This window comes from Kribbella sp. WER1 (assembly GCF_054189145.1).
The window spans coordinates 1,317,280-1,341,216 of the sequence record NZ_CM135186.1 but is presented as its reverse complement, the minus strand read 5'-3'; the positions used below and the strand labels follow the sequence as shown (position 1 = coordinate 1,341,216).

At 69.4% G+C, this 23,937-nt stretch carries 27 protein-coding genes; 19 read left to right on the top strand and 8 right to left on the bottom strand.

Annotated elements, in window-relative coordinates; all coding sequences use genetic code 11:
- The first annotated feature begins 48 nt into the window (after positions 1-48).
- Positions 49-237, top strand: a complete 189-nt coding sequence (locus tag ACXJJ3_RS06570; protein ID WP_458169047.1) for a hypothetical protein — start codon at positions 49-51, stop codon at positions 235-237.
- 693 nt (positions 238-930) lie between these two features.
- On the opposite strand, the gene ACXJJ3_RS06565 is transcribed toward ACXJJ3_RS06570, so the two are convergent.
- Complete coding sequence (locus ACXJJ3_RS06565) at positions 931-2,718, bottom strand: AMP-dependent synthetase/ligase (protein WP_458169046.1); 1,788 nt, start codon at positions 2,716-2,718, stop codon at positions 931-933.
- A 105-nt stretch (positions 2,719-2,823) separates the two neighbouring features.
- Here ACXJJ3_RS06565 and ACXJJ3_RS06560 point away from each other — a divergent pair, with 105 nt between their 5' ends.
- The 7 genes from ACXJJ3_RS06560 to ACXJJ3_RS06530 are packed head-to-tail and all read left to right on the top strand — an operon-like array spanning position 2,824 to position 8,319.
- Positions 2,824-3,291, top strand: a complete 468-nt coding sequence (locus tag ACXJJ3_RS06560; protein WP_458169045.1) for a hypothetical protein — start codon at positions 2,824-2,826, stop codon at positions 3,289-3,291.
- Between the two features lie 4 nt (positions 3,292-3,295).
- Positions 3,296-3,727 (top strand): SRPBCC family protein, encoded by a 432-nt coding sequence (locus tag ACXJJ3_RS06555; protein WP_131462701.1) that lies wholly within the window; start codon positions 3,296-3,298, stop codon positions 3,725-3,727.
- Positions 3,728-3,731: 4 nt separating this feature from the next.
- Positions 3,732-5,048: an ArsA family ATPase gene (locus ACXJJ3_RS06550; protein ID WP_458169044.1), complete on the top strand. Its 1,317-nt coding sequence runs from the start codon at positions 3,732-3,734 to the stop codon at positions 5,046-5,048.
- Positions 5,045-5,449, top strand: a complete 405-nt coding sequence (locus ACXJJ3_RS06545; RefSeq protein WP_458169043.1) for a hypothetical protein — start codon at positions 5,045-5,047, stop codon at positions 5,447-5,449. Before ACXJJ3_RS06550 ends, ACXJJ3_RS06545 begins: the two co-directional genes overlap by 4 nt.
- Positions 5,440-6,399 (top strand): ROK family glucokinase, encoded by a 960-nt coding sequence (locus tag ACXJJ3_RS06540; RefSeq protein ID WP_458169042.1) that lies wholly within the window; start codon positions 5,440-5,442, stop codon positions 6,397-6,399. Before ACXJJ3_RS06545 ends, ACXJJ3_RS06540 begins: the two co-directional genes overlap by 10 nt.
- A gap of 46 nt (positions 6,400-6,445) precedes the next feature.
- Complete coding sequence (locus ACXJJ3_RS06535; protein ID WP_458169041.1) at positions 6,446-7,573, top strand: ROK family glucokinase; 1,128 nt, start codon at positions 6,446-6,448, stop codon at positions 7,571-7,573.
- On the top strand, positions 7,570-8,319 hold the full coding sequence (locus ACXJJ3_RS06530) for an endonuclease/exonuclease/phosphatase family protein (RefSeq protein ID WP_458169040.1): 750 nt from the start codon (positions 7,570-7,572) through the stop codon (positions 8,317-8,319). The genes ACXJJ3_RS06535 and ACXJJ3_RS06530 overlap by 4 nt, the downstream gene beginning before the upstream one ends.
- A gap of 19 nt (positions 8,320-8,338) precedes the next feature.
- On the opposite strand, the gene ACXJJ3_RS06525 is transcribed toward ACXJJ3_RS06530, so the two are convergent.
- Positions 8,339-9,064, bottom strand: a complete 726-nt coding sequence (locus ACXJJ3_RS06525; RefSeq protein WP_458169039.1) for a phytanoyl-CoA dioxygenase family protein — start codon at positions 9,062-9,064, stop codon at positions 8,339-8,341.
- 40 nt (positions 9,065-9,104) lie between these two features.
- Complete coding sequence (locus tag ACXJJ3_RS06520) at positions 9,105-9,854, bottom strand: enoyl-CoA hydratase-related protein (protein ID WP_458169038.1); 750 nt, start codon at positions 9,852-9,854, stop codon at positions 9,105-9,107.
- An 87-nt stretch (positions 9,855-9,941) separates the two neighbouring features.
- On the opposite strand from ACXJJ3_RS06520, the gene ACXJJ3_RS06515 reads away from it, so the two are divergent.
- Complete coding sequence (locus ACXJJ3_RS06515; RefSeq protein ID WP_458169037.1) at positions 9,942-10,898, top strand: hypothetical protein; 957 nt, start codon at positions 9,942-9,944, stop codon at positions 10,896-10,898.
- Here ACXJJ3_RS06515 and ACXJJ3_RS06510 read toward each other — a convergent pair whose 3' ends face one another.
- The 4 genes from ACXJJ3_RS06510 to ACXJJ3_RS06495 are packed head-to-tail and all read right to left on the bottom strand — an operon-like array spanning position 10,899 to position 14,103.
- Entirely contained in the window at positions 10,899-11,318 is a 420-nt protein-coding gene (locus tag ACXJJ3_RS06510; protein WP_458169036.1) for a YybH family protein, read from the bottom strand. It abuts the gene before it with no gap.
- A 25-nt stretch (positions 11,319-11,343) separates the two neighbouring features.
- Positions 11,344-12,573: an ornithine cyclodeaminase, nickel-pincer nucleotide-dependent gene (locus tag ACXJJ3_RS06505; protein WP_458169035.1), complete on the bottom strand. Its 1,230-nt coding sequence runs from the start codon at positions 12,571-12,573 to the stop codon at positions 11,344-11,346.
- 50 nt (positions 12,574-12,623) lie between these two features.
- Positions 12,624-13,340, bottom strand: coding sequence for a hypothetical protein (locus ACXJJ3_RS06500; RefSeq protein WP_458169034.1), 717 nt, complete (start codon positions 13,338-13,340; stop codon positions 12,624-12,626).
- Positions 13,333-14,103, bottom strand: coding sequence for an alpha/beta hydrolase (locus tag ACXJJ3_RS06495; protein WP_458169033.1), 771 nt, complete (start codon positions 14,101-14,103; stop codon positions 13,333-13,335). The genes ACXJJ3_RS06500 and ACXJJ3_RS06495 overlap by 8 nt, the downstream gene beginning before the upstream one ends.
- A 299-nt stretch (positions 14,104-14,402) precedes the next feature.
- On the opposite strand from ACXJJ3_RS06495, the gene ACXJJ3_RS06490 reads away from it, so the two are divergent.
- The 10 genes from ACXJJ3_RS06490 to ACXJJ3_RS06445 all read left to right on the top strand — a co-directional run bounded on the left by ACXJJ3_RS06490 (position 14,403) and on the right by ACXJJ3_RS06445 (position 23,484).
- On the top strand, positions 14,403-15,167 hold the full coding sequence (locus tag ACXJJ3_RS06490) for a lysophospholipid acyltransferase family protein (protein WP_458169032.1): 765 nt from the start codon (positions 14,403-14,405) through the stop codon (positions 15,165-15,167).
- Between the two features lie 47 nt (positions 15,168-15,214).
- Positions 15,215-15,607, top strand: a complete 393-nt coding sequence (locus ACXJJ3_RS06485; protein ID WP_458169031.1) for a DUF2237 family protein — start codon at positions 15,215-15,217, stop codon at positions 15,605-15,607.
- A gap of 43 nt (positions 15,608-15,650) precedes the next feature.
- On the top strand, positions 15,651-17,024 hold the full coding sequence (locus ACXJJ3_RS06480) for a class II 3-deoxy-7-phosphoheptulonate synthase (RefSeq protein WP_458169030.1): 1,374 nt from the start codon (positions 15,651-15,653) through the stop codon (positions 17,022-17,024).
- Positions 17,021-18,043: a threonine aldolase family protein gene (locus ACXJJ3_RS06475; RefSeq protein WP_458169029.1), complete on the top strand. Its 1,023-nt coding sequence runs from the start codon at positions 17,021-17,023 to the stop codon at positions 18,041-18,043. The genes ACXJJ3_RS06480 and ACXJJ3_RS06475 overlap by 4 nt, the downstream gene beginning before the upstream one ends.
- 37 nt (positions 18,044-18,080) lie before the next feature.
- Positions 18,081-19,058 (top strand): ribose-phosphate diphosphokinase, encoded by a 978-nt coding sequence (locus tag ACXJJ3_RS06470; protein WP_458169028.1) that lies wholly within the window; start codon positions 18,081-18,083, stop codon positions 19,056-19,058.
- A gap of 692 nt (positions 19,059-19,750) precedes the next feature.
- Positions 19,751-20,095 carry a DUF4288 domain-containing protein gene (locus ACXJJ3_RS06465; protein WP_458169027.1) on the top strand — a complete coding sequence of 115 codons (345 nt, stop codon included), beginning with the start codon at positions 19,751-19,753 and terminating at the stop codon, positions 20,093-20,095.
- Between the two features lie 34 nt (positions 20,096-20,129).
- Positions 20,130-20,843: an alpha/beta fold hydrolase gene (locus tag ACXJJ3_RS06460; RefSeq protein ID WP_458169026.1), complete on the top strand. Its 714-nt coding sequence runs from the start codon at positions 20,130-20,132 to the stop codon at positions 20,841-20,843.
- 490 nt (positions 20,844-21,333) lie between these two features.
- Positions 21,334-21,516, top strand: a complete 183-nt coding sequence (locus ACXJJ3_RS06455) for a hypothetical protein (RefSeq protein ID WP_458169025.1) — start codon at positions 21,334-21,336, stop codon at positions 21,514-21,516.
- 131 nt (positions 21,517-21,647) lie between these two features.
- Positions 21,648-22,316 carry an SAM-dependent methyltransferase gene (locus tag ACXJJ3_RS06450; protein WP_458169024.1) on the top strand — a complete coding sequence of 223 codons (669 nt, stop codon included), beginning with the start codon at positions 21,648-21,650 and terminating at the stop codon, positions 22,314-22,316.
- 55 nt (positions 22,317-22,371) lie between these two features.
- Positions 22,372-23,484 (top strand): Gfo/Idh/MocA family protein, encoded by a 1,113-nt coding sequence (locus ACXJJ3_RS06445; RefSeq protein ID WP_458169023.1) that lies wholly within the window; start codon positions 22,372-22,374, stop codon positions 23,482-23,484.
- Here ACXJJ3_RS06445 and ACXJJ3_RS06440 read toward each other — a convergent pair.
- Positions 23,477-23,917, bottom strand: coding sequence for a VOC family protein (locus tag ACXJJ3_RS06440; RefSeq protein ID WP_458169022.1), 441 nt, complete (start codon positions 23,915-23,917; stop codon positions 23,477-23,479). The two genes, ACXJJ3_RS06445 and ACXJJ3_RS06440, sit on opposite strands and share 8 nt — an antisense overlap.
- Positions 23,918-23,937 lie beyond the last annotated feature (20 nt).

The following is a 23,937-nucleotide window of genomic DNA, read 5'->3' as shown; positions in this document are numbered from 1 at the left end:
TCACCAGGGCTTTCACCGGGACGAGTCCGGAGCGGAATGGCTCGACCGATGAAGCAGTTCTGGCGACTCGTATACAGGATCTCACCTTGGCACCGTGGCTACTCCGAGGGCTGGAACGACGGGGTTCGAATGGCCGTCATCGAACTCCGGGACTTGCTCCGGGAGGCCACGGACGTCGTCCCGAACCGTGACCTCAGGGTCCTGCATGATCGGCTGCACTCCGAGGTCGGCGGCTGAGACCGGCGGGGCGAGGCACGTTGATCCCTGCGTCCGTGCCCGCCCTGCCTTCCACCTGAAGTAGCGCCCTCACCCAACTGCTGAAGGGCGCCATGAGGGTTTGCGTCCTGGGGCGATTGACGTCGCTGCCGCGTATGACGACTGGGACACCGATGAAGAGTTCCTCACATGGCTATGGCGCGATCTCTACCCGACTGAGCCTGTGCCGACGCCGACCGACGATGGACCCCAGGACGAGTTGTAGAAGTCCGACAACGGTGAGGGTCATTCAGAAGCCGCGAGGCTTACACCGCTGACTGTCACTGGCCCGCCAGACCCAGCCAGGCACTCAACTCCCACTCTATTTTTCTTTTTACTCTGAAGGCTATTCAGAAGTCTCGGGGCGAGATCGGCCGGGCATGTCGGTCGCTTGAGTCGGAAGTTGGGCTCAGGGTGCCGGGTCGACGGACCCGCACCCGGTGTGGGGAGTATTTCTTGCCGATCCGGGCGGAAATCCTCCCCAACCCGCCCCTAGCTGCGACCGGTCTATGGGCGGTTGGCGCCGGCGGTACTCGCTCGGCCTTCGCGGACCTCGAAAATCTGTCTCTGCCACACCGGTGTCACACAAACAAACCTGCCGGCTGACTGCGCAGGCCGGCCACCACTCTAAATTTCTCTTGTTCTCTGTTCTTTCTTCAATTCTCTTACCTCTACCTACTTGGCGTAGAGGGCCTCGACGTCGTCGGTGTGGTTCTTCATGACGATGTGGCGGCGGAGGGAGAGTTTGAGGGAGAGTTCGCCGGACTCTTGGGTCCAGTCGATGGGGAGGATGGAGAACTTCTTGATGGCTTCGGCGTGGGAGACCGAGGCGTTGGCGTCGTCGATGGCTTTTTGGACTTCGGCGATCAGGTCGGGGTCCTTGGTGAGGGAGGCGACGTCGGTGGGTTTGCCGCGTTCGGTGGCCCACGGGACGATGGTTTCGGGGTCGATCGTGATCAGGGCGGCGATGAACGGTTTGCCGTCGCCGACGACCATGCACTGGCTGACCAGTGGGTGCAGCCGGATCTGGTCTTCGAGGAGGGTGGGGGCGACGTTCTTGCCGCCGGCGGTTACCAGGATCTCCTTCTTGCGGCCGGTGATCCGGATGAAGCCGTCGACGTCGAATTCGCCGAGGTCGCCGGTGTGGAACCAGCCGTCCTCGTCGATCGCGGCCGCGGTCGCCTCGTCGTTCTTCCAGTAGCCCTGCATCACCTGGCCGCCCTTGAAGAGCAGCTCGCCGTCCTCCGCGATCCCGACGGTCACACCCGGCAGCGGCCGGCCGACCGTACCGATGCGGATGTCGTCGGGCAGGTTCACCGACACCGCGGCGGTGGTCTCGGTCAGGCCGTACCCCTCCAGGACCGGTACGCCGATGCCGCGGAAGAAGTGGCCGAGCCGGTCGCCGAGCGGGGCGCCGCCGGACACGGCGTACTGCACCTGGCCGCCGAGGACCGCGCGGAGCTTGCTGTAGACGAGCTTGTCGAACAGCAGGTGCTTGGCCTTCAGCCCGAGGCCCGCGCCGCCTTTGTCCTGCGCCTGCGAGTACGCGATCGCGGTCTCGGCGGCGGCGTCGAAGATCTTGCCCTTGCCGTCCCCGTGCGCCTTCTGGGCGGCGGAGTTGAACACCTTCTCGAACACCCGCGGCACGCTCAGGATGAACGTCGGCTTGAAGGCGCCGAGGTCCTCCACGAGGTTCTTCACGTCGGCGCTGTGCCCGACCTTGACCCGCTTCATCACGCAGCCGACCTGGATGATCCGGGCGAACACGTGCGCCAGCGGCAGGAACAGCAACGTGCTCGCGCCGGTGGTGTCGAACAGGCCGTCGAGGATCTTCACCGCCGGGCCGAGCTCGTCCATGAAGTTCGAGTGGCTGATCTTGCAGCCCTTCGGGCGTCCCGTCGTACCGGACGTGTAGATCAGCGTCGCGAGATCGGCCGGCGTGACCGCGGTACGGCGCTTGTCGAACTCGGCGTCGGTGACGTCCTGGCCGAGCGCGGTCAGCTGGTCGACGGCACCGGCCTCGATCTGCCAGACCTCGCCCAGCGCCGGCGCCTCGGCCCGCGCGGAGTCGACGACCGCGCCGTGGGTGGCGTTCTCGACGATCGCGACGACGGCCCCGGAGTCGGTCAGGATCCACTGGATCTGCGCCGCCGAGGAGGTCTCGTAGATCGGCACCGTGACCGCGCCGATGCTCCAGATCGCGTAGTCGATCAGCGTCCACTCGTACCGCGTCGGGCTGAGCAGCGCGACCCGCTCGCCGGGCTTCACCCCGGCCGCGATCAGGCCCTTCGCGACGCCGGCCACCTGTTGCGCGAACTCCGCGGCGGTGACGTCGGTCCAGGTCGCACCGGTCCGGCGGCTGAACACGGCGGTGTCAGGATGGGAGGACGCGTTCGCCCACACCGGGTCGCTCAGGCTGCCGGTGGGCGGTTCTGTCACAGCAGGAACGGTGTACTCACGCATCCGCGTCTCCTCAGTCGGTCACGAATTGTCGACTTCCGGCGCACGCTACAGTCACCTACCCGTAAGTAGCCAGGTTTATGTGACCCACGGAACTAGGTTCTAGTCATGCCACAGTTCGACATCAGTTGCGACGACCTGGTCGTTGCTGATCCAGCCTACGTCGCCGAACGGCTCGGTTCGGACACCCTCTGGCGCGAGTGGTGGCCGGACCTCACCTTGACCCCCTCCGAACGCCGCGGCCTGGAGGGTGTGCGGTGGTCCGTGACGGGCGCCGCGACCGGTACGGCGGAGTGGTGGCTGGAGGCGGTCCGCGACGGCGTGGTCGTGCACTGGTTCCTGCGCGTCGACCCGGCGGAACCGGTCCGCGGGCGGGCCGCGGCGCGCTTGGAGGAGCGGTACGTCGCGACGTACCGGGAGCGACTGTGGGCGTTCAAGGACGAGGTCGAGGCGGGCCGCGCGGCGGGCGAACGCCGTACCGGATCCGATCCCGCGATAGTCTCCGGGGAGGACGCGGATCCATCGGGGGGTCCGGCAGTCCCAGGCAGCACCCGTCCCAGCGAAGGTAAGAGGTGAATCGATGGCGGAACAGACCACCTCGACCATCCAGGTGAACGCGACCCCCAAGGAAATCATGGCGGTGATCGCGGACTTCGCGGCCTACCCGGAGTGGGCCGACTCGATGCGGGAGACCGAGGTGCTGTCCACCGACGAGGCGGGGCGGCCGAACAAGGTGCGCTTCAAGGTCGACGCGGGGGCGATCTCCGACGAGTACACGCTGGCCTACGTCTGGTCCCGCAACGAGGTGACCTGGACGCTCGTCGAGGCCAAGATGGTCAAGGGGATGGACGGCGCTTATGTCCTGAGGGACCTGGGTGCGGAGGGGACAGAGGTGACGTACCGGCTCGCCGTGGACGTGGCGATCCCGATGATCGGGATGCTCAAGCGCAAGGCCGAGAAGGTCATCATCGACACCGCCCTGAAGGGCCTGAAGAAGCGCGTCGAGTCGTAATCCAGTGACCCGGGTTCTGCTCTACACAGGTAAGGGCGGCGTAGGCAAGACGACCTCCGCTGCCGGTACGGCGACGCTCGCCGCGCTCCGCGGACTGCGCACGCTGGTGCTGTCCACGGACGCCGCGCACTCGCTGTCTGACGCGTTCGACTCCGAGGTGGGCCAGGAGCCGACCGAGATCGACGACCTGCTGTTCGTCCAGCAGATCGACGCGCAGCGGAAGTTCGAGCGGTCCTGGGGCGACATCCAGAGCTATCTGCGGTCGGTGCTGCACATGATCGGCGTCGACCCGATCGAGGCCGAGGAGCTGACCGTGCTGCCCGGTGCCGCCGAGGTGCTCGCGCTGCTCGAGGTGCGCGACCACGTCCGGTCCGGCCGCTGGGACGTGATCGTCGTCGACTGCGCGCCGACCGCGGAGACGCTGCGGCTGCTCGGCCTGCCCGAGGCCCTGAACTGGTACCTGGACCGGATCTTCAACGCCGAGCGCAAGATGATGCGCACGTTCCGGCCCTTCCTGAGTCGCGGATCGAGCCTGCCGGTGCCGGACGACAACGTGTTCGACGCACTGCGCAAACTGCAGAGCGACCTGTCGGACATCCGGACGCTGCTGGCCGGCCCGGACGCCTCGGTGCGGCTGGTGCTGACGCCGGAGGCGGTCGTGGTCGCGGAGGCCCGCCGTTCGCTGACCAGGCTCTCGCTGTACGGGTACCGCGTGGACGGCGTGGTCGCGAACCGGGTGTTCCCGGCGGCCGGCGCGGACACCTGGCGCCGGCAGTGGGTCGCGGCGCAGCGCGGGATCCTCGAGGAGGTGGCGGACTCGTTCCGGCCGCTGCCGATCTGGGAGTCGCCGTACCGCGTCTGCGAACCGGTCGGCGTCGAGGAACTGGCGGCCTTCGCGGTCGAGATGTACGGCGGGGACGACCCGTTCTCGCGGGCCACCGACGACACCTCGCTGTGGGTGGACCGGCACATCGACACCGACGGGCGGACGTACACGCTGACGATGCCGTTGCCGCTGGCATCCGCGGACGAGCTGGAGCTGGCCCGGCACGGGGACGAGCTGATTGTCACCGTCGGGTCGTACCGCCGGGTCCTGCCGCTGCCGGCCGCGCTCGCGCGCGGGGTGGTCGCCGGCGCGCGGCTGGACGAGGGACGGTTGCAGGTGCGGTTCGCGCCGAAGGAGTCCGCCCGGGTGGCGGCGTCGGAAGTGCCGAGCGGGTCCGGCCCGTTGGAGTCGGCGCAGGAGCTGGCGCAGGGGCTCACGGCGGAGTATCACGAGCAGCTGGCGCGGTGGGAAGCGGCGATCGGGGAAGGCCGGTGAGCAAGGAGCCGGTCGGTTCGGTCGCCGAGGAAGCCGCCAAGCTGTTCGCCGTACTCCAGAACGCGGCGTCGGAGGCACCACCGGACGCCGAACAAGAAGACGAGAAGCACGAGCACAAGCTTGGGCCGGACTGTGTGTGGTGTCCGGTGTGTCAGCTGATCCATCGGGTGCGGAACACCAGCCCCGAGACGGTCGAGCAGCTGTCCACCGCGGCCGCGCACGTCCTGGGCTCGTTGAGGTCGCTGCTGGAGGCCGCCGCGGACGCGGCCCGGCAGGCGCGGGAGGACGCAGCGTCGCGGACCTCGCCACCGGAGGAGGAACCGGCCCACCCGGCCCAGGAACCGACCCGGTCCCGGGTGGACCGGATCGACGTGAGTGAGGACCCCGAACCATGGGACTGACGATCGGCATCGACATCGGCGGCACGAAGATCGCGGCCGGCGTGGTGGACGAGCACGGCGCGATCATCGCGCGCACGCACCGCGACACCCCGGCCGACGACACCGACGCGATCGCGGCGGCGATCTGCGACGCGGCCGCCGAACTGATCGGCACGCACGAGGTCGAGGCGGTCGGGATCGGCGCCGCCGGCTTCGTCTCCTCGGACCGTTCGACCGTGCTGTTCGCGCCGAACCTGGCCTGGCGGGACGAGCCGCTCGGCGCCCGGGTCGGGAAGCAGCTGAAGGTCCCGGTCGTGGTCGAGAACGATGCGAACGCGGCCGCCTGGGGCGAGTTCGCGTTCGGCGCCGCGAAGGACGCCGAGCACATGATCTGCATCACGGTCGGCACCGGCATCGGCGGCGGCGTGGTGATCGACGGCCAGCTGCTGCGCGGCGCGCACGGGGTCGCGGCCGAGCTCGGTCACATGCGCGTCGTCCCCGGTGGGCACCGGTGCGGCTGTGGTGCCCGCGGCTGCCTGGAGCAGTACGCATCCGGTAGGGCGCTGGTCCGCGAGGGCCGGGCCCGGGCCGAGTCCGGGTCGCTCGCGGCCGCGCAGATGCTGAGCGTGTGCGGGATCACCGACCCGGCGGAGCTGACCGGGCCGATGATCACCGAGGCGGCGATGAAGGGCGACCCGTGCGCGGTCGAGCTGCTCGAGGACCTCGGCCGCTGGCTCGGCGAAGGACTGGCCAGCCTGGCGACGATGTTCGACCCGAGCCAGATCGTGATCGGCGGCGGCGTCAGCGCCGCGAAGGACCTGTTGATGAAGTCCGCGCAGCAGGCCTTCGAGAAGAACCTGCCGGCCAAGTCGAGCCGCCCGCACGCGAGCTTCGGCCTGGCCGAGCTGGGCAACGACGCCGGCCTGATCGGCGCCGCCGACCTGGCCCGGCAGCCCGCCCCCGCGCGATGACGGATACTGGAGACAGTCCGGCGGGGGTCGCGAGGAAGGTCGAACCTTGGCTCTGACACAAGCTCTGACGATCGGCATCGACATCGGCGGCACCAAAGTGGCCGCCGGCGTGGTCGACCCGGAGGGCAACATCCTCGCCCGGTTGCGCCGGGACACGCCGACCACGGACCCGAAGGAGACCGAGGACGCGATCGCGGACATCGTCCATGATCTGGAGTCCCGGCACGACGTGATTGCCGTCGGCATCGGGGCCGCCGGGTTCGTCGACGGGACCCGGTCGTCGGTGCTGTTCGCGCCGCACCTCGCCTGGCGGCACGAGCCGCTGCAGGACGCGGTCGAGCGCCGGCTTGGGCTGCCGGTCGTGGTGGAGAACGACGCGAACGCGGCCGCCTGGTCGGAGTGGCGGTTCGGTGGCGGCCAGGGGGAGAGCCACCTGGTCTGCGTCACGCTCGGTACCGGCATCGGCGGCGCGATCCTGAACGACGGCGCGCTGCAGCGCGGGAAGTTCGGGATCGCTGGCGAGTTCGGGCACATGCAGGTGGTGCCCGGCGGTCACCGGTGCGAGTGCGGGAACCGGGGCTGCTGGGAGCAGTACGCGTCCGGCAACGCGCTCACCCGGGAGGCGCGCGAGCTCGCGCTGTCCGGTTCGCCGGTCGCGCACAACCTGCTGCGGGCGGCCGCGGGCGATCCGCGCAAGATCAACGGCCCGATGGTGACCGAGCTGGCCAAGGACGGTGACCCGGTCGCGGTCGAGCTGCTCGAGGACGTCGGCCGCTGGCTCGGCATCGGCCTCGCGAACCTCGCCGCCGCCTTGGACCCCGGGACGTTCGTGATCGGTGGCGGTGTGTCCGACGCGGGCGAGCTGCTGCTGGCGCCGGCCCGGGAGGCGTTCAAGCGGACGTTGACCGGTCGCGGCTTCCGTCCCGAGGCGCGGATCGTGCGCGCGGTGCTCGGTCCGGAGGCGGGTATGGTCGGCGCGGCGGATCTGGCTCGTGAAGAGGCCACCTGGTTGCGGCGGGTTCGGGTGAAGACGACGGCCGTGACGGCGAAGACGGCCGCGGCCCGGTCGACCCGCCTGGAGCGCGCGGCCCGCAAGTCCGCGGCCCGGCGTACCGGAATGCGCGCCGACGCCGACCTGCACCACGCCGACGCGAACGGCGACCCTGACGCATGACCCTGCGGGTCCTGTCGTACAACGTGCACCGGTGGGGTGACGACCGTACGGCGCTCGCGCGGGTGGTTCGGGGGTGCGCGCCGGACGTGATGCTGGTGCAGGAGGCGCCGACCTGGTTCGGTACCCGCCGCAAACGCCGGGCGATGGCGGCGACGTTCGGGATGCGGTACGTCGCCGCGTCCGCCCGGAACGCGATCCTGGTTGCCGACGGCATCCACCTGACGGGAATCCGGTCGCGCCGCATCTGGCGCCCGTTCGTCCGCCGGCGGCTGAACTTCATCGCCACCCAGCTGCCCGGCGGCGCGGTCGGCGGCGTACTGCAGCTGGGCCCGACTCGCCTGGCCGTGGTCGTCTGCCACCTCGGCCTGCACCCGCGTGGCCGGCAGCACGAACTCGAGCAGGTCCTCACGCTCTGCCGCTCGTTCGATACGCCGTACCTGCTGACCGGCGACCTCAACGAGGAGCCCGACGGCCCGATCTGGAAACGCCTCGCCGACGAAGGCCTCACCGATCTCGGCGACGCGTTCACGTTCAACTCCGCCAACCCGCACAAGCGCATCGACGCCGCCCAGCTCACCCCACCCCTGACCGGCCACCTCGACCCGATCCGGGCCACCCACGACGACCTGGTCGCGGCCTCCGACCATCTGCCACTGCTGGTCGAGGTGGAGCGAACCCCCAGGCCATCACAATCGCACCACCACACGCGATCCACGCGGGACGGCGCCGCCGACCAGCAATTGTGATGGCCTGGCGATCCGCACCTCACCCCCGGAACTCCACCAGCGGATCGGTGACGACTTCCCGCCAGCGAGCCCGGTGTGTTGTGGTGCGGAGGCGGTAGTACAGGGTCTCCCGCCGTACGTCGCCGACGTGGCCGCCGATGTTGTGCGCCAGCAGGTAGTGCGCGAACAGGACGCTGCCGACCGGGCCGGTGACCTGCACCGGGTCGCCGAGCGGGATGTCCGGGTACGGGGCCAGCGGGTCGAGTCTGGTGAGGGCGTCGGCGCCGTGCTCGGCGAGACACGCACCGAACCCGAGGTGGGTGCCCGGCCAGACATAGAGGTTGCCGCAGTCAACGTTCTCCTGGGACGTCAGCCAGACACCGGCGAGCATGGTGAACGTCCCCGGCGTACCGTCCGGCAGGCACGGTGTGACCCCGTCCACGTGCGGTCCGCCCGGAACGTGCGACCACGGCGGGATCGTGGTCGCGACCTGCGCCTGGTCCGGCTCCAGCAGGGCGAGATCCGGCCGCACCAACTCGGCGGCGAGGTCACCGACTCCGGCTGCGTGGTACAGCCTCAGCAGCGGGTGGGTCTCGTCGAGCTCCGGCCACAGGAAGTGCGCGCCGACGCCGTCGGGCGGGTTGCGCTCGAGCATCGCCGCAACGACCCGGCGGCCGGCCGCTACCTGGGCAGCGGTGAGGACGTCGGGTACGACGACGTACCCCTGGGTGCGGAACTGGTCCAGCTGAGCGTCGGTCACGTGCATGCCGGCAGTCCAGCAGCGCCGGCCCCGGCCGGCAAACGGATTACTTCTTCTTGCGGTTCAGGAAGGTGAGCATGGCTTCCTGGGCGGCGGGGGAGGCGAAGAGGGAAGCGGAGAGTTCGGCGAGGTCCTGGCCGCGAGCGTCGATGTCGGCCAGCAGCGTGCGGTTGAGGAGCTTCTTGGTCTCCCGGAGACCTTGCGGCGCGCCCTTCAGCAGGGACGTGACCACAGTGGCGAGCGCGTCGTCGAGGTCGGCGTCGGGGACGGTCAGCGTGAGCAGGCCGAGCCGGGACGCCTCCAGGGCGTCGAAGCCGTTGCCGCTCAGGAACGTGTACGCCGCCGCGCGGTCCGTCAGCCGGGGGAGGACCGTCAGCGAGATCGTCGCCGCCGCCAGCCCGAGCCGTACCTCGGTCAGCGCGAACGTCGCGCTCTCGCCGGCGACACTGATGTCGGCCGCCGCGACGATCCCGATCCCGCCCGCGCGGACCGGCCCGGCGACCCGCGCCACGACCGGCTTCGGGTTCGCGACGATCGCCCGCTGGACGTCGACCATCCGCTGCGCGCCGACGCCCATCCCGACGGTCGTCGCCTCGGACAGGTCGGCCCCGGAACAGAACACGTCCAGCGCCGACCGGACCACGATCACCCGTACGTCGTCGTCCGCCCCGGCCGTCTCCAGGTGCTCGAGCAACTCCCCGGTCAACTGCTGCGACAACGCGTTCTTGTTGTGCGCCGAGTCCAACGTGATCGTCGCGACGCCATCGGCCACCGCCAGCTGTACGAGTTCGGTCATGAGCCCATCCAACACCCAACGGCCGCCGGACGAACCCCTCGGCTCACTAGAATCCGAGGGCACCTGCCGGTCCAGCGAGGAGCCCGCATGTTCGACGACATCGCCCCCAGAGCCGCCAAGCTGACGGTCAAGTTCGGCCGGCACGTTACCGGCACGCAGGTGATCGCGGCGGTCAAGGCGCTCGCCGAGGAGTCCGGTGACGAGTACCACGAGGACAAGGGCTTCGACGACGGCTGGCGGTACGGCGTCGGCCGGAAGTCGCCGCACCCGGAACGCCCGGCGGTGGTGATCGCCGACCGCGACACGCCGTACCTCGAGCCCGGCACGTCGTACACGCAGGTGGTGATCGTCAGTCACGACCTGCCCGGCCCGATCCCGACCTTCAGCCCGGGGCACGACGCGAACATCGAGACCGTCGTCGCGTCGATCCAGCAGTACGGCGGTGACCTGCGCGAACGGGCCCGCTACCTGGCCGACCGGGACGACCCGCCGACCAAGGAGCTGGTGCCGTCGGTCGTCCTCGACGAGCAGGCGCCCCGGCAGACGATCGACCTCGGCCGGCCGACCAGTGGGCACGACGTCGTCGGCGTGATCAGCAGGGCCAGCGAGACCCGGCCGGTCGACGGCGCCGTGTCGTACCAACGCCACGCGGGCGGCCGGTGCCAGGCGGGGCTGACCGGGGTCGTGGAACACCAGAACCTGGTGGTCCTGCCGGAGGACGGCGGGTACATCGACACCGACCAGCAGTACCGCACGCTGGTCGTCGCCAGCCAGTGGCTGTCGCCGCACCCGGTGTCCGAGCCGTCCTCGCCCGAGCAGAAGGCGCAGGCGGTCGCGGACTTCGCGACCGCGCTGCGGAGTGCGGTCGAGCAGGAGCGCGTCGCCAGCATCGGCCTGGACCGCGGCCCGGCCACCCGTGCCGAGGCCGGCACAAGCACTGCTGCCGGCTCCACCGCCGGCACGAGCGCCGGCTCCAGGACCGGCGCCGGTGAGAAGGCCAAGACCGGCGGTCAGAACCCGGTCCGCAAGTTCCTGCAGCGCTGATCAGGCCGGCGGCGCGGCGTTCGGGTTCAGCGGGTCGGCGTGCCGGTGGGTGATCTTCCACTCGCCGTCCTCGACCCGGAAGATCATCGTCGCGCGCAGTACGTGCGGGACCGGCGCCGCCTGGGTGACGTGGTGCACCGTGCAGCGCTCGATCGCGACCGTGTACGCCGTGTCCGTCCCGACGTGGGTGTCCAGGTACTCGAACTCCACCGGGTTGCCGGTGTCGTGGAACTGCGCCGACGCCCACTCGTAGCGCGGCCCGATGTCGGACCAGCCGACCTCCTGGCCGCCGAACCCGCCGAAGATCGAGGTGTGCTCGCTGTGCGACACCAGCGGCAGCCACAACGACGGGTCGCCGTTCACGAACGCGGTGTTCGCCTCCTCGAAGCGGCGCAGGAACGTTGCGAAGTCCTCGTTCATACTCCAAGCCTCTACGCCGCCGGGGTCACTTCCCGGCCGCGTACTCCGGCGACAGTTCGCGGGCCAGGTGCTCGACGAACAGCCCGACGTCGGTGACGATCCCGCGGGCCTGCGACGAGCCGCGGTCGGCGAGCTTGGTCACGGTCGCCGGGTTGATGTCCACGCAGGTCAGCGGGATCGACGCCGGCAGGATGTTGCCGGTAGCAACGGAGTGCAGCATGGTCGCGGCCATCAGGCAGTACCCGACGCCGTCCAGCTCCGCGCGCATCGCCCGCTGGCCTTCCAGTACGTCGGTGTACACGTCCGGCAGCGGCCCGTCGTCGCGCACCGACCCGACCAGCACGAACGACTTGCCCTGCCGGACCAGCGCGTGCATCACGCCCGACGTCAGCACCCCCTGCTCCACGGCGGCCGCGATCGACCCGGCCTTGCGGATCGTGTTGATCGCGCGGATGTGGTGCTCGTGCCCGTGTTCGACACCGCGCCCGCGGGCCAGGTCGACGCCCAGCGACGTCCCGTACAGCGACGACTCGATGTCGTGCGTCGCGAGCGCATTGCCGGCGAACAGGATGTCGACGTACCCGGCCTCGACGATCGCGACCATGGCCGGTGCAGCGCCGGTGTGCACGATGCCGGGGCCGCCGACCCAGAGCACCTTCTGCCCGTTCGCCTTGGCCTCGCGCATCCCGTCGGCGACCTGCTTGACCAGCACCCGCTGCGGCTTCTCCGAGGACACGTCGGACTCCATGAACCCGAAGCCGTCCTCGGTGTTCACCACGATCGGGGGAGTGACGCGGACGCCCTGCGCGCTGGTGATGATCTTCATCCCGGCCCGCACGTCCGACATCGGGATGGTCCGCACGGTGTCGCCCTCGACGAGCAGGCCGCAGTCCATCTCCGGGTTCCGTACGTCGACCCAGTGGCCGCCGAGCCGCACCCGGGTCGGCAGGTTCGTGGTCGAGTAGAACCCGTCCGGGAACACGCCGTCCCGGGTGACCTCGGTGATCTCCGGCGTGCCGGGGTCGACGAGGTTCGCGCCCTTGGTCTGGATCCGCATCAGCAGCCGCTGCAGCGACTCCTCGTCCTCCGCACCGACGGTCATCCGGACGGTCGACGGGTCGTCCTTGTCGTACCCGAGGTCGAATTTGTCCAGCGTGTACTCACCGCCGTACCCGCGGATGTCGTCGAGGACGCGGGACAGCAGCCCGGAGTCCATCAGGTGGCCGGTGATCTCCACCGTCTCGGTGACCTGCACGGGGTACCTCCCTCGGATCTGTCGGATTGTCCGACGATCCGAACTCTAACTCAGACGACCGCCCCGTCGTCGCCACCGCCGCCGGGTGGTAGGCGGTCCTTCATCCGGAGCACCAGGGTGAGGAAGCCGCCGATGAACCCGACCACCGCGAGCGTGGTGATCCGGCCGGTGCCGAAGTCGAAGATAGCGGCCGCGATCAGCAGCAGCGGGCCGCCGAGCAGGCCGAGCCAGGCGAGCCGGCTGACCCAGTCCAGCCGCGGGCCGCGCGGCGGCTCCGGTGGGACGAAGTGGTCGTGCGGGTCGTCGACGGGCTTGGCCGGCTTCTCGTCCTCGTCGTCCGGCGGCGTGTCCGCCTCGACGGTCAGCCCGGTCGGTACGTCGATCAGCGGCTCGTACTTGTCGTCGACGTCCTCGCTGGCCGGCCACCGCGGCACCGGGTCCTCGCCGCCATCGTGCCCGGGCGCGGACGGCTTGTTGAACTGCTCGACGAGCGACCGCCACTCCGCGTCCTCGGTACTGCGGTCGATCACCGGCCGGGCCCGGTCCACCGCCTCGGCGTCGACGAAGATCTCGTCGTACCCGAGCGGGATCCGGACCGGCTCCTCGGCCTCGTCGGGTGTGCGTGCCTCACTCAGGGCCTCGCTCTGGTTCTCGCAGTACGCCGCGATGCCGGCCGCCTTCAGGGCGTCCAGCACCGGCTCGGCGACCAACGGGTCGATGCCGCCGAGCGACGTGTACGACGTCGCGGTCAGTCCGTTGTCACGCATCGTCTCGACCGGTCAAACGGCTGATGAAGGCCGCGGAGTCGGCAAAGATCCGCGGTGCGTCGTTGTCCAGGGTTGCCACGTGATAGCTGTCCTCGAGCAGGGTCTCGGTCACATCGCGGGACGAGATCGAGGACAGGATCGTCCGCCCCGAGCTCGGCTCCACCACATGATCGACAGTACTGCGGAACAACAGCACCGGCTGCGTGATCTTCGCCAGATCCGCGCGGGTGACCTTCCACAGCTGGGACAGCGACAGCAGCGCGCGCAGCGGCATCCGGTCGTACGCGCCCTCCTCGACCCCGGGTTTCTTGATGTCGTTCGAGATGCCGGGGAACGACGGCAGCACCCGCGCGAGCACCGGGAGCAGCGCGAGCCGCTTGTCGTCGGTCTGCACCGACGGGTTGACCAGGACCACGCCGGAAATGTCCGTACCGTGTTCCTCGGCCAGCCGCAGAGTGAGACAGCCGCCCATCGACAGGCCGATCACGAACACCTGGTCGTGCTCCTTGCGGAGCCGCTCGAGCTCGTTGTCGAGGACGGCGTACCACTCCTGCCAGCTGGTCTTGTTCATCTCCTGCCAGCTGGTGCCGTGGCCGGGCAGCCGCGGGACCGCCACGCCGTACCCGGCGGCGGCCAGGTGTTCCCCGAACGGGCGCATCGAGCGCGGCGACCCGGTGAATCCGTGACTCAGCAGCACGCCGACGGCGGCGTTCCCCCCGGTCCCGGGACTGCGAAACTCCTCCGCGTGGGCTTGCACTGGCACGCTCGACTCCTCGCCGTTCACGTCCTCACCGTCGCGCCGTCCGGGCGCGTGACAATCGTCGCATTAAGTTCCTCGTCGAGACACGTCTGGCACCCCTGGCGGCGCCGTGCCTCGACGAGGAACAGGCTGCGATCAGTCTGCATCCAGGTGACAACACGGTGAGCAACACCCGCATTCCTGGCGGTGACATTGCCTGAGGGGGAAGCTGGAACGTAGTGTCCGCACCGGAACGGTTGACGCGCCGCGGTTGTCGTGTCTGGGTAGATGTGTGTCGGGCGAGTTGACGGAGGTCGAGACGGATGCTGTATCTGTTCCTGAGACGGTTCTTTGTCGCGCCACTGGTCAAACTGCTCTTCCGGCCGAAGGTGACCGGGGTCGAGCACGTGCCGACCGAGGGCCCGGCGCTGCTGGTCAGCAACCACCTGGCGTTCTGTGACTCGATCTTCCTGCCGGTCTCGGTGCCGCGGCAGATCGTCTTCCCGGCCAAGTCGGAGTACTTCACCGGCCCCGGCCTGAAGGGCAAGCTGGTCGCCACCTTCTTCCGCTCGGTCGGCCAGATCCCGATCGACCGCTCCGGCGGCCGCGCCTCGCTGGCCGCGCTGAACACCGGCCTGGAGATCCTCGAGAAGGGCGGCCTGTTCGGGATCTACCCCGAGGGCACCCGCTCGCCCGACGGCCGCCTGTACAAGGGCAAGACCGGTGTCGCCCGGATGGCGATCGTGGCCGGCGTACCGGTGATCCCGGTCGCGATGATCGACACCCACAAGCTGCAGCCCGCGGGCCGGATGAAGCCGGTGCTGTTCTACCGCGAGAAGGGCCGGCTGCTGCCGCGCCTGGTCCGCCCGGGCGTCGCGTTCGGCGAGCCGATGGACTTCTCCCGGTACGAGGGCATGGAGCGCGACCGGTTCGTACTGCGCTCGGTCACGGACGAGATCATGTACGCGCTGATGGGGCTGTCCGGCCAGGAGTACGTCGACATGTACGCCGACAAGGCCAAGGAGCTGATCAAGGCCGGCGAATCCGTCGACGAGCACGTCCGGCTGGGCGACACGAAGGCCAGCTGACCCGTTTCTGACCCGTTTCCGCCCCGCTTCCGGCGAGGATTGCCGCCATGGACAGCGACCTGAACGTCCTCGGCGAGCCGCTGGAGGAGTGCGGGACCGATCCGGTCACCGGCTTCTACCGCGACGGCTGTTGCACGAGCGGACCCGAGGACCTCGGCAGCCACACCGTCTGCGCGGTGATGACGGCGGAGTTCCTGACGCATCAGGCCTCCGTCGGGAACGACCTGGTCACCCCGCGCCCGGAGTACAGCTTCACGGGTCTTCGACCGGGCGACCGCTGGTGCGTGGTCGCGGCGCGCTGGCTGCAGGCGTATCACGACGGCGCGGCGGCCCCCGTAGTGCTGGCCTCCACCCACGCCCGCACCCTCGACACCGTCCCACTCACCGCGCTCCGCGAACACGCCGTCGACGTACCGCCGGATCCGGGGTCGCTGACCTGAGACGGTCACGCTCGGTTCCATGCCCTCATCTAGAGTTGGCTCCATGCAATTCGCGACGTTGACGACGGGGCAGGTTCCAGGGGTTCCGACGCTGGACGAGCTGCGGGCCCTGAAGCCCCTGCAGCAGCCGGATTGGCCGGACTCCGCGGCCCTCGAGCAGGTGATCGCCGAGCTCCGGACGCTGCCGCCGCTGGTGTTCGCCGGTGAGTGCGACGACCTGACCACCAAGATCGGCGCGGTTGCCCGCGGCGAGGCGTTCATCCTGCAGGGCGGCGACTGCGCCGAGACGTTCGCGGGCGTGACCGCGGAGAACATCCGGGCCAAGCTCCGGGTGCTGCTGCAGATGTCCGTCGTGCTGCAGTACGCGGCCAGCGTCCCGGTGGTGAAGATCGGCCGGATCGCGGGGCAGTACGCGAAGCCCCGCTCGTCCGGCGAGGAGACCCGGGACGGCGTGACGCTGCCGTCGTACCGCGGTGACGCCGTGAACGGCTTCGACTTCACCCCGGAGTCCCGGATCCCGGACCCTGCCCGCCTGCGCGGTGTCTACAACGCGGCCGCCGCGACGCTGAACCTGACCCGCGCGTTCACCACCGGTGGGTACGCCGACCTGCACCAGGTACACGCCTGGAACACCGACTTCGTGAAGTCCTCGCCGGTCGGCCGCCGCTACGAGCAGCTGGCGTCCGAGATCGAGCGGGCGCTGGCCTTCATGCGGGCCTGTGGCGCGACCGCGGACGAGTTCAAGACCGTCGACTTCTACGCGTCCCACGAGGCGCTGATCCTCGAGTACGAGCACGCCCTGACCCGGATCGACTCCCGCACCGAGCAGCCGTACGACGTGTCCGGCCACCTGCTCTGGGTGGGGGAGCGGACCCGGCAGCTGGACGGCGCGCACGTCGAGTTCCTGGCCTCGCTGTCGAACCCGCTCGGCGTCAAGATCGGCCCGACCACGACCCCGGAGTACATCCGGGAACTGATCGACAAGCTGAACCCGAAGGGCATCGAGGGGCGGCTCACCTTCATCACCCGGATGGGCGCGGGCAAGATCCGCTCGGCGCTGCCGCCGCTGCTCGAGGCCGTCCGCGACCACGGTTCGCCGATCGCGTGGGTGTGCGACCCGATGCACGGCAACACGTTCGAGACGCCGAACGGGTACAAGACCCGCAACTTCGACGACGTGATGGACGAGGTGCAGGGCTTCTTCGACGCCCACGAGCAGGTCGGGACCTGGCCGGGCGGCGTGCACATGGAGCTCACCGGCGACGACGTCACCGAGTGCCTGGGCGGCGGTGAGGATCTGGTCGCCGAGGACCTCGTGAACCGGTACGAGACGGCCTGCGACCCGCGGCTGAACCGGCACCAGTCGCTGGAGCTCGCGTTCCTGGTCGCGGAGCGGCTGCGCGGAGCGCAAGCGTGATCGACCTCCGTTCGGACACCGTCACCCGCCCGTCGGCGCAGATGCTGGCGGCGATGACGTCGGCTCCGGTCGGCGACGACGTGTACGGCGAGGACCCGACCGTCAACGCGCTCGAGGAGCACGTCGCCGGCCTGCTCGGGCACGAGGCCGGCCTGTTCACGGTGACCGGCTCGCTCGCGAACGTGCTCGGCGTACGGGCGCTGGTCCCGCGCGGCGGCGAGGTGCTGTGCGAGTCGAGCGCGCACATCGTCCGCGCCGAGCTCGGGTCGCACGCGGCCGCCAGCGGTGTCACGACCCGTACCTGGACCGCGCCGTCCGGACAGATCGACCTCGACCAGATCCGCGCCCTGATCGCGCCCGACCTCGGCCCGTACTTCGTGGTCACGTCGGCCGTCTCGGTCGAGAACACGCACAACTTCAGCGGCGGGTCGATCCAGCACGCGTACGACGCCCTCGCCGACGAGCTCGACGCGGCCGGGCTCCCGCTGCACCTCGACGGCGCCCGGCTGTGGAACGCCGCCGTCGCGACCGGCCGTACCGTCGCGTCGTACGCCTCCCGGGCCGCCGCCGCGAGCGTCTGCCTGTCGAAGGGCCTCGGCGCCCCGGTCGGCTCGGTACTGGTCGGATCGGCCGAGCTGATCCGTGAGGCCCGCGTCTGGCGGAAGCGCCTCGGCGCCGGCTGGCGCCAGGCCGGCGTACTCGCCGCTGCCGGGATGTACGCCGTCGAGCACAACGTCGAGCGGCTCGCCGAGGACCACGCGAACGCTCGGGCCATCGCTTCGGTTCTGGCGGACGCCGCGCCGGGGTCGGTGAAGCCCGAGCAGGTCGAGACGAACATCGTCGTCGTCGACCTCGCCGGCACCGGCCACACCGTGCCGTCGGTCGTCGCCGGCGCCCGCGACGCCGGCGTACTCGTCGGAGGTGTCGGGGCCACCCAGCTGCGGATCGTCACGCACCTCGACGCGTCGGCGGCCGACTGCCGGACGGCCGCGGAAAGCCTGGCGCGACTCATCGGTTAGGGTTCAGCTGTTCGGGTCGCAGCATTCGGGGAGAGCCGTGCGAGAGATCGTCGTGTTCAGCGGAAGTGCCCACAACGAGTTGGCGGAGCAGATCTGTAGTGATCTCGGCGTACCGCTGTCTCCGGTCGAGATCCACCGTTTCAGCAACGACTGTCTGCAGGTCCAACTGCAGACGAACTGCCGGCAACGAGACGTGTACATCGTGCAACCACTCGTCCCGCCGACGCAGGAGCACCTGATGGAGCTGCTGCTGATGATCGACGCCGCCCGCGGCGCATCGGCAGCCCAGATCACCGCCGTCATCCCGCACTACGCGTACGCCCGGTCCGACAAGAAGGACGCCTCCCGCATCTCCATCGGCGGCCGGCTCGTCGCGGACATGCTCACCACCGCCGGCGCCAATCGGGTCCTCACGATGGCGCTGCACGCGCCGCAGGTGCACGGGTTCTTCTCGGTCCCTGTCGACCACCTGACCGCGATCGGCGTACTCGCCGACCACTTCCGCGGCCGCGACCTGTCCGACACCGTCGTCGTCAGCCCCGACCTCGGCAACGCCAAGACCGCCACCCAGTTCGCCCGCCTCCTCGGCGTCCCGGTCGCCGCCGGCAGCAAACAACGCCTGGCCGACGACCGCGTCGTCATCGACGCCATCGTCGGCGAGGTAGCCGGCCGCCGCGCCATCATCCTCGACGACGAAATCGCCACCGGCGGCTCCATCATCGAACTCCTCGACCGCCTCAAAGACCACGGCTGCACCTCAGCCGCCGTCGCCTGCACCCACGGCCTCTTCGCCGGTGCCGCAGTCGAGCGCCTCCGCTCGCATCCCTCCATCACCGAGGTCATCAGCACCGACACCGTGCCGCGCCCGGCCGGCTTCCCAGAGCTGGAAACCACCTCGGTCTCAGGCCTGTTCGCCCAAGCCATCAAACGAATCCACGATGGCGAGTCGGTCAGCAGCCTCTTCGACGGCGTAGACCCCACCCACGCCCCACCCCAACCCAAACTCCCCTTCTAACCCACCCAAGCTCCACGCCCACTAACTGACGTGACCTACCGGCTGTGACCCACCCGAGGTGCCACCTACCGAGTGTGATCCACCAGCGCGCGTGATCTCCCCACGCGTGCTGCGCACCTACTCCGGTCGCTCCACTCCCTCCCGCAGGTGCTACGCGCGCTCCCACCCACCCACCGGCCTACCGCCGGCATGCACCCGGCTGTCGCCGGGGAGCAGCCCGCTACCGCGGGAGAGTTGCGAGCTGCCGCTCGCTGGGTGACAGCCAGGCGAGCGTCCTTCGTGAGGCTGCAGGTGACGAATGGTGACGCTGGCACCGTGACCAGCAGGCGTGCTGTGTAAGCGGGGGCGTGTGTAAGCGGGTGTGTGCAAGCGGGCGTGGTGCGTATACAGGCGTGGTGCGTAAGTGGCCGCCTGCTACGGGCGGAGGCTGTCAGCCCGCGGGTGCTCCGCGAGGCTGAGCGGGGTGAGTGTTCGCGTGGCGCGAACTCGACCCGCCCGTCCGGGCACATATCAGTTGCCTCGCGGGGTGACTGTGAACACCCCGTGGTGGCATGCGACATGCAATTACCTGTTCACAGCCCGCAGGAGTTGTCGCACGTTCCCAACCACGAGCAGGAGCGCGCGCTTTCACCTGAGCCCCGACCAGCCAGTTCCCGCGCTCTCCTCGCCGGCCTGCTGGCAAAATGCCGGGTATGACAGCGCGAGACGACGATGCCGACTGGTACGCGGTGCGCTGCATCTTCCAGTTCGGAGTCCCTGCAGGAGTCGGCGGCTCGGCGTACGAAGAGCGGGTCACGTTGTGGCGTGCAAGCTCCTTCGACCATGCAATCGAGCGGGCCGAGGCTGAAGCCCGCGAGTATGCGTCCACCACCGCCGGTTCTCCGGATGCGTACCTCGGACTTGCGCAGGCATACCGTCTCCCGGACGCCCCGTCCGACGGTGCAGAAGTCTTCTCCCTGGTGCGCGACAGCAACCGCAAGTCCGCGTCGTACCTCGACCGCTTCTTCGACACCGGCACGGAGCGGCAGAAATCCTGAGGTTGCCCGTCCGGAGGCTGCATAGGATGGCGTGGTGGAGTTTGTGCTGGTGCCGGGTGGTTGGCAGGGTGGGTGGGTCTTCGACTCGGTGGGGGAGGAACTGCGGCAGCGGGGTCATCGGGTTGAGGCGGTGACGCTGGCGGGTCTCGAGTCGGAGGGCCCGGCGGACGTGGACCGGCCGGCGAATCTCGAGGCGCATATCGATCAGGTGACCGCGATCGTCGAAGGGCTTGACGGTACGTCGGTTGCGTTGTGCGGGCACAGCTACGCCGGCCTCGTCATCGCGGGCGTCGCGGACCGGCTGGGCGATCGGCTCGAGCACCTGGTGTACATCGACGCGTACGTACCGGACGACGGCGACTCCTGCTGGTCGCTGACCACGGACATGTTCCGCGAGATGTTCGTCGCGGGGGCGAGGGCCGACGGCCGGTGGGTCGGCGTACCTGACGGCATGGATCCGCGGGCACGAGCGCATCCGCTGGCCAGCCTCGTCCAGGGCATCAGGCTGGAGGGGAAGGCGTGGCCTGCGCTACGCCGCACGTACATCAGCGGCGGCGACTGGACGGGCACCCCGTTCCTGGAGCTGACAGAACGACTGCACAACGACCCGGCCTGGCGCGTGCACGAGATCCCGGTCGGGCACAACATCGCCAGGCGCGATCCGCAGAGCCTCGCAGCCGTCCTCGACGCCTTGCCGTCGCCCGCTGGAAGACCAGGCGAGAGGCGTCAGCAGCCTACGGCGGAATAGGGTGCCGCAGTTGTCGTGCAAGTCCGACCTGCAGCGGTCATGACGAGCACGACGACGGTCGCGCCGGCAGTCATCCACCAGATGCGCTTGTCCGGGATTCTGCCGGACGGGCTTATGGTCGCCTTATGGCTGGGTGGGAGAGCCTGCGGGTCGAGTTGCGGCGGCTGATGGCAGAGCAGCCGGGCGCGTTGCTGGCGCTGCATGATCCGGACAGTGAGCCGACGCAGCCGACGGTTCGGATCATGTTGGCAGCTTGGGCCACGGAGATTGCGGCCGGGTTGCAGGCGAGGTATCCGGAGCTCGTTGAGTTGTACGCGGGTGCGATGCGTTATCCGGCGCGCGAGTTGCCCAGGAACGTGTTGGTACCCGAGCTGCGTTGGGGGTCGGCGGCTGATGCCGGGTTCGACGTGGAAGCCCTTGCTCCGTTGACGATTCGGTCCGGGTGGGATGCGCGGACGGACGTGCTTGTGACGAATCGGCGGTGCCGTTGGTGCGGCGGGGGTTTGCTGTCGAGGCGCGGTCCAGTCGGTCGATCCCGCTGCTGATCGGTACGGCGTCGGTGGTTCCCGAGTTGGGGTACGCCGTACCGCCGGGGGAGTGGGGGTTGGAGATTGTGCTGGCGCCTGAAGGTGGTGGGGTGGTGCTGGCGTCGCTCCGAATGTCCTGTGAATAAACGTTTGCGCGGGTGGGGTGGTGGGCGCAGACTGCGGGCGCATGGATGATGACGAGCTTGCGAAGCTGTTGAGAAACGAGCGGTATCCGCGGTCGGCCAGGTACTCGGCTCGGTGGATGGTTGATGCCTCGATGGGGCCCAACCCGGTCTGGCAGGCGGAGGCGCTGGCCGGGGTGATGTCGCTCGAGCCGGGGATGCGGGTGCTTGATCTGGGGTGTGGGAATGCCTGTAGTTCGGTCTTTCTCGCCAAGGAGTTCGGGGTCGAGGTCTGGGCGACGGATCTGTGGATCAAGCCCGACGACAACCTCCGGCGTGTGGTCGAGGCCGGCCTGGACGGGCGGGTGCATCCGGTCTACTCGGATGCTCGGTCGCTGCCGTACGCCGAGGGGTTCTTCGACGCGGCCGTCAGCATCGGGGCGTACCACTACTTCGGTACGGACGACCTCTACCTCGGGTACTTCTCACGCTTCGTCAAGCCCGGCGGGCAGATCGGGATCGCGCTGCCGGGGTCCAAGGAGGAGTACGGCGTACTGCCGCCCGAGCATCTGGCGGAGTACTGGAAGTGGGACTTCTGCGCCTGGCACAGCCCGGGCTGGTGGCGCCGGCACTGGGAGAAGACCGGCCTGGTCACGGTCGAGGTCTCCGACCGGCTACCGCACGGCTGGGAGGACTGGCTCCAGTGGAACGAAGCCTGCGACCTCGACACCGGCCAACCCGGTCGCGAAGAGGCCCGCATGCTCCACGCCGACGCCGGCCGGACGCTCGGCCTCACCCGAGTCGTCGCCCACCGCAACAGCTGACCGAGGCACGCGGCGAGGCCAGCTGAAACAGAGCGCCGCGAATAGCATTGTGGGTATGGCGGATTCCGTGCGGATCGGGGTTGTCGGGGCGGGGAGTATTTCGGTTCGTGGGTTGTTGCCGCATCTGTCCCAGGGGGATCTGGTGGGGCGGGTGGAATTGGCGGCGGTGTGTGATCCGGTGGAGGGGCGGGCGGAGGCTGCGGCGGCGCGGTTCGGCGTACGGCGGGGTTTTGTCGAGTACGAGGAATTGCTCGAGCGTGGTGAGGTCGACGCGGTGACGATTGCGTCGCCGATCGGGTTGCACTACACGCAGGGGAAGCTTGCGTTGCAGGCGGGTAAGCATGTGCATTTCAACAAGACGATGACGCTCACCGTGGCCGAGGCGACCGAGTTGATCGAGTTGGCGGCGGCCAATGATGTGCGGATCGTTGCCTCGCCGGGGGAGATGCTGCGGCCGCATCACGTCCGGACGCGGGAGCTGATCGCGGAGGGGGCGATCGGCACGTTGTCGTGGGTGAGTTGTGGTGCGGCGTTCGGGACCTACCACGAGGACGAGCCGGTGCGCGGCGGGAACGACGTACTGACGAACATCGACCCGTCGTGGTACTTCCGCAAACCCGGTGGCGGGCCGGTCTACGACATGACCGTGTATGCGCTGCACTCGGTGACCGGGATCCTCGGGCCGGCGAAGCGTGTGACGGCGATGTCCGGTGTTCGTGTGCCGGTACGCCGGGACGTGCGGACCGATGCCGACGACAACACCGTGCTGCTGATCGACTTCGGCGACAACCTGTTCTGTGTCGCGACCGGGACGGCCGCGGGCGGGATGCGCGGCGGGTTCGGCGGCGCCTACTACGGTACGGCGGGAACGATCGACGGCCTGCTGCTGAACGACGAACCGTTCGACTTCCCGCGCCGCGACCCGGCGGAGCTGTCGCCGCGCGGCCCCGGGAACCAGGCGCTGCTCCCGCACGTGACCGGCGTACACCGGGAGATCGAGGAGCAGCACGTGTACGAGGACGTCATGCAGCTCGTCGACTGGGTCCGCGACGGTACGCCGTCGATCGTCACCGCCGAGCACGCGCGGCACGTCATCGACATCATCGAGTCGGGGTACCGCGCCGCGGCGACCGGGCAGACCCAGGAGCTGTCGACGACGTTCAGCTGAGCTGCTCCGCGAGGGCGATGATGATGCCGGACGGTCCGCGCAGGTAGGCGAGCCGGAAGATGTCCTCGTACCGGCCGACCCCGTCGAGCGGCTCCCCGCCATGTGCGCGCAGCCGCTCGATCGTGTCGTCGATGTCGTCGACCGCGAACATCACGCGGTGCATGCCGAGGGTGTTGTGCGGCGGGTTCGGCGGCGTCGAGGCGATCAGCTCAGGGGAGTGGTACTGCGACAACTCCAGCCGGCCGCGCCCGTCCGGGGTGCGCAGCATCGCGATGTCGCAGCGGACGCTGGTGAGCCCGACGGTCCGGTCGACCCAGTCGCCCTCGACCTGGTCGCGGCCGTCCAGCTCGAGGCCGAGCTCCGCGAAGAACGCGATCGCGGTGTCGAGGTCGTCGACGACGATGCCGACGTTGTCCATCCGAAGAACTGTCATCTGGTTCCCTCCGAGGTGGT